8 protein-coding genes are annotated in these 8,737 nt (G+C 54.7%); 1 reads left to right on the plus strand and 7 read right to left on the minus strand.

Translation table 11 applies throughout. From position 1 onward, the window contains the following. Positions 1-53 precede the first annotated feature (53 nt). The 6 genes from ACR0B8_RS17480 to ACR0B8_RS17505 form a co-directional block, all read right to left on the minus strand. Positions 54-488 (minus strand): hypothetical protein, encoded by a 435-nt coding sequence (locus ACR0B8_RS17480; RefSeq protein WP_226689133.1) that lies wholly within the window; start codon positions 486-488, stop codon positions 54-56. Positions 489-492: 4 nt separating this feature from the next. Then, positions 493-2,892, minus strand: coding sequence for a trimethylamine N-oxide demethylase (locus ACR0B8_RS17485; RefSeq protein WP_480659193.1), 2,400 nt, complete (start codon positions 2,890-2,892; stop codon positions 493-495). Next, positions 2,889-3,242 carry a cupin domain-containing protein gene (locus ACR0B8_RS17490; RefSeq protein ID WP_226689131.1) on the minus strand — a complete coding sequence of 118 codons (354 nt, stop codon included), beginning with the start codon at positions 3,240-3,242 and terminating at the stop codon, positions 2,889-2,891. The genes ACR0B8_RS17485 and ACR0B8_RS17490 overlap by 4 nt, the downstream gene beginning before the upstream one ends. 19 nt (positions 3,243-3,261) lie before the next feature. Continuing rightward, positions 3,262-5,244, minus strand: a complete 1,983-nt coding sequence (locus tag ACR0B8_RS17495; protein ID WP_226689130.1) for an ABC transporter permease — start codon at positions 5,242-5,244, stop codon at positions 3,262-3,264. Then, entirely contained in the window at positions 5,244-6,272 is a 1,029-nt protein-coding gene (locus ACR0B8_RS17500) for a quaternary amine ABC transporter ATP-binding protein (protein WP_170351499.1), read from the minus strand. Before ACR0B8_RS17500 ends, ACR0B8_RS17495 begins: the two co-directional genes overlap by 1 nt. Positions 6,273-6,356: 84 nt before the next feature. Continuing rightward, positions 6,357-7,307: an ABC transporter substrate-binding protein gene (locus ACR0B8_RS17505; RefSeq protein ID WP_170351497.1), complete on the minus strand. Its 951-nt coding sequence runs from the start codon at positions 7,305-7,307 to the stop codon at positions 6,357-6,359. A gap of 192 nt (positions 7,308-7,499) precedes the next feature. Between ACR0B8_RS17505 and ACR0B8_RS17510 the strand changes: the two genes are divergently transcribed. Continuing rightward, on the plus strand, positions 7,500-8,480 hold the full coding sequence (locus tag ACR0B8_RS17510) for a LysR substrate-binding domain-containing protein (protein ID WP_226689128.1): 981 nt from the start codon (positions 7,500-7,502) through the stop codon (positions 8,478-8,480). Between the two features lie 73 nt (positions 8,481-8,553). Here ACR0B8_RS17510 and ACR0B8_RS17515 read toward each other — a convergent pair. After that, the coding region (locus ACR0B8_RS17515; protein WP_480659200.1) for a hypothetical protein at positions 8,554-8,737 on the minus strand (184 nt) is incomplete at its 5' end.

Here is an 8,737-nt window from a genome sequence, read left to right on the forward strand (position 1 = left end):
GACCCATTGGGATGATGGTTTCCGGGGCTGGTGGGCGATGTACACCGACTGCATCAATTGTGATGTTCGAGACTCAAAAACACCAATGTACGATTGATTTGGCCCTTATCTTTTTGGGCAACGCGAAAAAAGCCTTCTGAAGTGAAAAGTTCCCTCAGCACGTAACTATCAGGGTGGTTGACTGATCCGTCGTATTGCGTCCAAGTTCCCTCTTTGCAATGTGTTACTTCAGTCCAGAGGTCGTTAAACGCGCGAATGGCTTCAGAGTCCCGGAATGGAAACTCCCATCGGCATGAAACGCCTTGGACATTGTCTAGGCCGACAAACGTTTTGCACATCGCTCCATTCGGTGAGACGCCCGTGGTATTGTAGTTATCAAGCGCGGAAACCCGGTCACATTTGTCCGCGAAGCCAGTTGTTGGTGAAGTTGCGATGACAAGCTCCAGAAAACAAACGGCCACAACTTTGGCCGTTTGTTTGGCAGTCAAGTTTTCATTCGGCCGCATCCGGGACATTTTTACTGGGGTAAACACCTTTCACGCGTTCTTTAGTTGGATCAAAATGCGGGAACGGAACAATTTTTGCCTTAAGGCGCTTTTGCTGCCCATCCAGTTGACCGATCTCAATGTCGTGCCCCTCCAGCGCATGGGTTGATGCAACACGCCCAAGGGCGATGACCTTGCCTAAGATGGGTGACTTCATCGCGCTGGTGATTTCGCCGACCTGCGCTTTTCCGATACGTACACAATCGCCCGGAGAAGGCACTGTTCCACCTTCTATATCAAACCCGACCAGCTTGCGGTGAGGGTGAGCCTTGCGTTCCTCAATTGCGCTGCGCCCGATGAAATCATCGGTCTTAGACTTCAATGGGACGGTAAAACCGACCCCGGCCTCGAACGGATCGGTCTGGTCGTCAAATTCGGACCCGGCAAAGATCAAGCCGCCTTCGATCCGCAACATGTCGAGGGCGGCAAGACCAAGCGGGGCAATTCCATAATCCTGACCAACTTCCCATACACGGTCGAAAATCTCGACAGCATCATTGGGGTGGCAGAATATTTCATATCCCAACTCGCCGGAATATCCGGTTCGGGAAATCACGACCGAGGTTCCGCGCACATCCCCGACCCGGGCTACGGTAAGCCGGAACCAAGGCAATTCTTCAATTGTTGGCTGCTGGGGTGGCGTCCAGAATATCTGCGAGAGGATGTCGCGGCTGTGCCGCCCCTGTACCGCGATATTGTGCAACTGATCTGTAGAGTTTCGCACCCAGACATTCATATTGCGCTTGCGCGCCTGTTCCTGCAGCCACAATCCGCTGGTGTCGTTGCCGCCGATCCATCGGAAGTTGGTCTCTCCCAGCCGATAGACAGTGCCATCGTCGATCATGCCGCCATGTTCATAGCACATTGCCGTATAGACAACTTGACCAACGCTCAGCTTCTTCATGTTGCGGGTCACGCAAAGCTGCATCAGCTCTTCGGCATCCGGGCCAACAACCTCGTATTTGCGCAGTGGGCTCAGATCCATTACGGCGACTTTGTCCCGACAGGCCCAATATTCTGCGATCGCGCCATGATTGGTCATCGTATTGGGCAGCCAATACCCGTTGTATTCGACAAAATCACGGGTATGACGTGCAAAGCAGTCGTGAAATGCTGTTTTCTTGGTTTCTTCCACATCCGCCTCCGCAGATTTTCTGTAGCCGTAGGACCGTTTGAAATCTTCGGTCGCTCTGTAAGTTCGCACCTGAATGTCGGTTGGATTCCAGCCATTGGCCGGGTCAATGTCGCAGGGGCAGCCGGTACTGACGCAGACAAGATCTGTCAGCGCGCGCAGCAGCACGAAATCTCCGGGTCGCGACCACGGATCATCCATGCCGATGGCATTGTCATCGTCCAGCATCGTGTTGAAAAAGAAGTTGATCGCAGGCCAGCCTGCGCGGGGCCGGATGCCATACTGGTCCAGATCTTTGTTGATATTTTCCGAGCAATTGACATGGCCGGGATAGCCCAAGTCTTCATAATACCGAGCTGTGCAGGCCAGCCCGAACGTGTCGTGGCGGCCGCACGTATCCTGCACGATCTCGACCAGGGGTTCTTGATCCACCGACCAGTACTTTGAGAATATGCCTGGTTGCGGATACAAACTGCCCATCAGGCTGCGTGTCGTGGTGGGATCAATCTCGCGTTCGATCCCCTGATCCAGTGCACGTCGACTGAACGCCTGAAAGTCTGAACATTCGCGGCCCCTGACATCCACGATCTGAATGAACTCTCCGGCTTTGACCTCATAAGATTTGGCATTGCCAGGCTGAATGTTGATATCCTTGAGTGGGTCGGCCAGAGGATCGGGCGGGCCCACGTCGGGTTTTTCCAAACCAGGAGCGGCACGCTGAATGTACAGGATAATGTCGGTTGGCGGGTTGTTGTCTTCGGGCCGCATCGCTTCGCCGGGAGCGGAGACGATCAGAAGCCCGTCGCATTCCGCGACGAAATGCGCCATGTCGCCGGGCCGTGATCCATCTGAGAAAGCCCTGATAGCATCCCCGCGTCCGATATCGAAACCTGCAACATCTAACGCGCGTAGCACTTTCTTGCCCGAAGCCGAGCCATTCGCCAGAGTCGCAATCAGCCCCTCTGGTCGACCGTGCCCCTGCGCGCCAAGCATGGCAGCGTCCGAGCTTCGATCGGGGGCAAAGAACACCATCTCGGCGGGTTGCATCCCATCGCGATCCAGCAATGTGATCGTGTCGCCTTTGGACACCGAAACCGCCCGCGACCCTGCGCCAGGGACGGGATGACGTTCCGTTCCATGCGGTAGAATCGGAAGACCGGGGGCCAGAACCCCGCTACGTTCGTAAGGCACTTCGAAAACCGGTTTCACATTCATAATGCACCTTCCTGAATGGACTCGGTTGCACCGCGGTGCGTGACCACCAAAAGGCATCCCGCCTCGGTGCGCGAAAAATGGCTGGAACCGGCGGCCAAACTGACGAAGTCACCGCTGCGATAGCTGAAACCGTCGTCATCAGTCAGATTGCCTTCGAGGACAAAGAACTCTTCCGCACCGTGATGAATATGCGGATTCGAGCGCGTTCCCGGGGCCATCTTCATCAGATAACTCCCTTGCCCGGTGACTTCGTCAAAGCTGACATTCTTCCACCAGACCTGTTCGTCGAGCAGACCGTCCATGTGCATTCTAACAAAGCCGGTATCGTCGAACCGGGCGACAGTACGCATGTTTTGCTGTTGTGCCATCTTAATCGAGCCCCAGTCGCTTTTTACGCTGTTCCGCCCAGCTGCTGATCGCCGTGTCAAAGGTCAGCGCCATCAGCGACACGTTCAGGCCGAGGACAAAGTTTTTGCCCAACTCGGTTCCGGCCAGCGTTCGCTGAAGTTCTTGCCCAAGGTCCTGCGTGCCGATAAAGGCTGCGATGATGACCATGAAAAAGGCGAACATGATGGCCTGATTGAACCCGACCGCCATAGTTGGCAGAGCCAGTGGGAACTGTACCGACATCAGCTTTTGGCGACGGGTTGAGCCGGACATGTCGGCGGCTTCGGTCATTTCCGGCGGGACGCTGCTGAGGCCAATAATAGTGTACCGGATCAGCGGTACGGCGGCGAAGATCAGGATCGAGAAAACAACCGCCACGTCATTGACACCGAACAACATGATTGCAGGGATCAGATAGATAAAGCTGGGGAAGGTCTGCGCGGTGTCGCAGGCCAGAAGGATGCTTTTCGACCAGCGTTCGGACCGGGCAGCGATTACGCCCAGCGGTATTCCGATCAGTGTGGCCAGCGCAACAGCCGAGATAACTGTATACAGAGTGATCACTGACCGGTCCCACCAACCCGAGAATGCGACGATGGTAAAAAACACTGCCGCATAGATACCTGGGCGGCGTCCGCCGACCCAATAGGCAAAGGCAACGACTATTAGGATGAAGGCGGGGGTCGGGATCGCCAGCAGCGTGTCCCGGAACGGGATCAGAACCTTGACGTTCAGGAACCAGCGCAACCATTCAGTTGTTCCCTTGATGGCGTCGATCGCCAGGAACGACTTGATCACCACGTCAATTTCCTTGCCTTGGCTCAGGTGCTGTTTGCGGCCAACTTCAGCCAGGATCGGGAACAGCTGCGACAGCAGGATAAACCCGATGAACAGACCCAGTGCGACCAGCGAGATTTGATGCCGCTTCCACCAGGGCGTGTTGCGTTCAAAGTGAACTGGTTGCTTGACCACCCAGGCCTTGGAAATCCGGTCCAAAGTCACGGCCAAAAGGACGATAGTGATGCCAATCTCGAAGGATCGTCCGAGCTTGAAACTTCCCATCATCGCCAACAGTTTGGCGCCAAGACCCGGCATTCCGATAAAGGCGGTCAGAACGACCATTGCCAGACACAGCATGATCACCTGATTGACGCCAACCAGAATTTCGGTGCGCGCTGCCGGAATGTATACATGGCGCAGCATCTGCCAGCGAGTACAGCCGGACATCTGACCCGCTTCGATCACTTCGGGGCTAACCTTCTTGAGCCCCAGCGTTGTCATCAGGATCATCGGCGGGATCGCGAATGTAATCGTTGCGACGGCCCCGGCGGTTGGACCCACCTTGAAGAAAATCACCGCAGGCAGCAGGTAGGTAAAGAAGGGCAGGGTTTGCAATATGGACAGGATGGGCTTCAGGACCCGCTCGAACCAACCGTATTTCCATGCGGCAATACCCAAAGCCAGCCCCAGCAAGAACGCCAGGGGTGCTGCAACCACGATCACCGACATTGTTTGCATGGCGATCTTCCACTGGCCGATTGCTGCGGTCCAGATAAAGGTGCCCGCGCCCAAAGCGGCCAACTTCCATCCACCGACAGCATAACCCACAACCGCGGCAACGGCGGCAATCGCAGACCATGGGATCGGTCCCAGATAGGGCCAGCGACGCTTGCCTTCCAAAAGGTTGGCCGATGTATCCAGCAGGAATTCAAGCGGACCTTCCGCGATGAAGCGGGTGACGTATATCAGGCCCAGGTCATTCTGGATGAAGTTGAAGATCGCATCCAGAACTTGTGCGGTGGGCGGGATCGCCGCTTCGGGGATGCGGTTCAGCCATTCAGGCAGAATACCAGCGGCTTTGGCAAGGATCAGTGCAAACGCCACTACAAGCAGCGCGGTAAGTACCCGTGTACGTCCCCACGGCTTGTCCGATGTCTCCGTCAGATCAGTGGACAGCGTCGCCATTATTCGGCTCCGAGCAGAACATTCAGAGCGGTGTCGCGTTCCAGGACACCGGTGATAACGCCTTTGTCATCTGCAACCGGCAAAAGGATGCGGTTGTCATTGACCAGAACTCGCGCAAGTTCGTGGATCGTTGCGCCACCATTGATCGGAGCTCCTTCCAAGGCGTGCCCGTTGACCGGTTTCGCCAGCCCTTTCGCATGCACCACGCGGGCTTTGTCGATGTCCTCGGTAAATTTCGCCACATATTCAGTGGCAGGATTCATGACGATTTGATCGGGTGTGTCACACTGTTCAACCGCGCCATTGCGCATGATCGCGATCCGATCTGCCAAACGCAGCGCTTCGTCAAAATCATGAGTAATAAAGACGATGGTTTTACCCAGCATCTCTTGAAGCCGTAGGAATTCATCCTGCATTTCACGTCGGATCAAAGGGTCAAGGGCGGAGAACGGTTCATCCAGGAACCAAATATCCGGCTCAATCGCCAGGGACCGGGCGATGCCGACGCGTTGCTGTTGCCCGCCGCTGAGTTCGCGCGGGAAATATTCTTCACGACCCTCAAGGCCGACCAGCTTGATTACTTCCAATGCGCGTTCGCGTCGGTCATGGCGATCCTGACCGCGCATTTCCAGCGGGAAGGCCACGTTATCCAGAACCGTACGATGCGGCAGCAGACCGAAGGACTGGAACACCATGCCCATCTTGTTGCGTCGCAACTCAATCAGGTCGCGCTCGCTCAGGCTCATGATGTTCTGACCGTCAACCTCAATCGTGCCGCCGGTAATGTCATGAAGACGTGAAAAGCACCGTACCAGAGTAGACTTGCCTGATCCGGACAGCCCCATGATGACCAGCATTTCACCCCGGCCAACTTCAATTGAGACGTCTTTGACCCCAGCGATGTAACCGTCCGCACGTATCTCGTCGAAACTGCGACCCGCGGGCATAGATTTCAGATAGGTCTCAGGAGAGGCTCCAAACAGTTTCCAGACGTTTTTGGCTGAGATGACGGGCGCTGTGGCGGACATGGCTGCCTTCTTTCTTGTTAGGCGCGGCCTCGCTTAACCGAGATCAGCAAGGCCGCGCCAGTTTCGTCGCGAATGACCGGTTTATCAACTGCAGGCGCTGATCCAGGGGTCAACAACAGCGCGGTTAGCGTCCAGCCATTCGGCTGCTGCCTCTTCCGGTTCCAGCTCGTCTGTATCGACCAGCTTGGCCATTTCCGCGATTTGCGGGTTGGTGAACGAAATTTCAGTCAATACGCAGTAGGCAGCCGGCCACTTATCTTTCATGCCATCCCATGCGGCTTTTTTCAGGTAACCGCTGGCTGGGTTTCCGCAATCATACAACGCATCGGGATTCGGACCTTTGGATGGATCTTTGTCGCAACCATCTTCCCAGGCCGGAAATTCAACAAACTCACCGGGCCAGACAGCTTCGGCGAAGTTGGGTGTCCAGTTGAAGACCAGAACAGGTTTCTTATCCGCCTCTGCCGCTCCGATCTCGGCCCAAAGGGCTGCAGCCGAACCCGCATTGATAACCGTGAAATTCAAATCAAGCGCTTCGGCACGTTCCTTACCGTGCTTCAACCAGTCGACGGGTCCATCCAGATACCGGCCTTTGTCCCCGGTTTCCGCTGTTGCGAAAAGATGCGCGCAGTCGTTTAAAGCTTGCCAATCAGGCAGGCCGGGGCAGGATTCCTTAGTCCACATCGGATACCACCAATCCTCGCGCGTGACTGCATCATGATCGCCTGCATCATGCAGACCACCCTTTTCCAGCGCGGCGCGGAAGGATGCGCCAAATGCACCTTCCCAGACTTCCATCTCAAGTGTGACATCGCCCAAGCGTACCGACTCGTAGACCGCCTGACTGTCTGTTGTGACGTATTCGACGTTGTCACCGATCTCTTCGAGTAGTTGACCTGTAACGTAAGACATCACGATCTGACTGGACCAGTTGTGAATTGGAATGACGATCGGATCGCTGCTGTCTTCGGCGAACGCTCCGGTGCCCGCTACCGCTGCCAAGGTTGCAGCAGAAAATAGGTTTGTGAGTTTCATGTTTGCTCCCTGAGTGACGTACATTTCTTATCTGCGGACTCTTCCGGCCCCGAATTTTCTCATTCTGCCTAAGTTTTCACGAGACGCAGAACAGAAATTTGAGAGGCATTGCCTATAAATTCTTGAGGCAAATCTGACTTTTTACTATTTTAACAGTCAGTTGCCTGATCGGTTTCCAGTCGAAACGGGCAAATGTTTTTGATTGCGATCATCTTCAGATTGGGAAACCGCCTTCAGATGCCAAAGAAAGCGCCAATTACCGGGAAGGTCCTTCCACCGCTCGATTACCTTTTGGCATTTGAAGCGGCTGCGAAGGCGCAGAGTTTTGCGCAGGCCAGCAAGGTGCTCAACATTTCTGAAACGGCAATCAGCCGCAAGGTGCGACTGCTGGAGCAGCATTATGATGTTCCGCTGTTTGTCAGAGGTCATCGCTCGGTCTCTCTGACGCAACAAGGTGCGATTTTGTTGGCAACTGTGGAAAAGTCGCTGGACCTGATGCGGGATGTTAGCCGTGACATGCTGGCTAAACATCAGGCCAACACAGTCTCGATCTCTGCGACCAACTCGGTTGCGTCACTCTGGTTGATGCCACAGCTAAGAAAATTCAACAAATCTAATGATCGCATTCGTATTTCGTTGGTGTCTTCCGACAGTGATGCAGAGTGCCTTTCAGATTCGATGGATTTGACGATATTGCGCGGGGATGGGGAATGGCCTGGATATGATGCTCAGCTGTTATTTGGGGAAACTGTTTTCCCGGTCTGCAGCCCGGAGTATCTCAATAGTAATCCGACGGTGACAGATTTAACTGCTTTGCCAGAGTTGGATCTGATTGAGGTGACCAGTAGTCACGCGGAATGGATGACATGGCATACGTGGTTCAACGGCAATGATATTTCGACCTCATTGATGGAACGCGCTGTGGCCTTCAACACCTATCCTCTCTCTATACAAGCTGCAGTCGATGGATTGGGGGTCGCATTGGGTTGGGCCCATCTTGTCGACCCACTGCTTGAAAGCGGCGCGTTGGTCAGACCAATTCAGGACGTCTCGGTGCGAACACAGTCTGGGTATTATCTTCTTAAAAGCCCGACGCAAAAGGCATTCCCGGAATTACGCATCGTTGAGGATTGGTTGTTGGGGCTTAGCGCGGTGCGCAAACGTTACGCGTGATCCGTGACCCCATTGGGTAACAAATGCCCTTTAGTCATGTCCTCGTATTTCCAAGGTTGACCCAAGGGAAAAATTATTTACCGTAAAGAAAGTATTCGATTCCTCCCCGGTCGCAGATGCGGACGGGTTTGAGTTCGTTAAACCTACTTTGCACGGAGCCCAGCATCCAATGAGCTACAAATCCGACATCGAAATTGCCCGTGAGGCGAACAAGAAGCCGATTCAGGAAATCGGTGCGAAAATTGGCATCTCCAGTG

The sequence above is a fragment of the Ruegeria sp. BH6 genome, assembly GCF_056538105.1.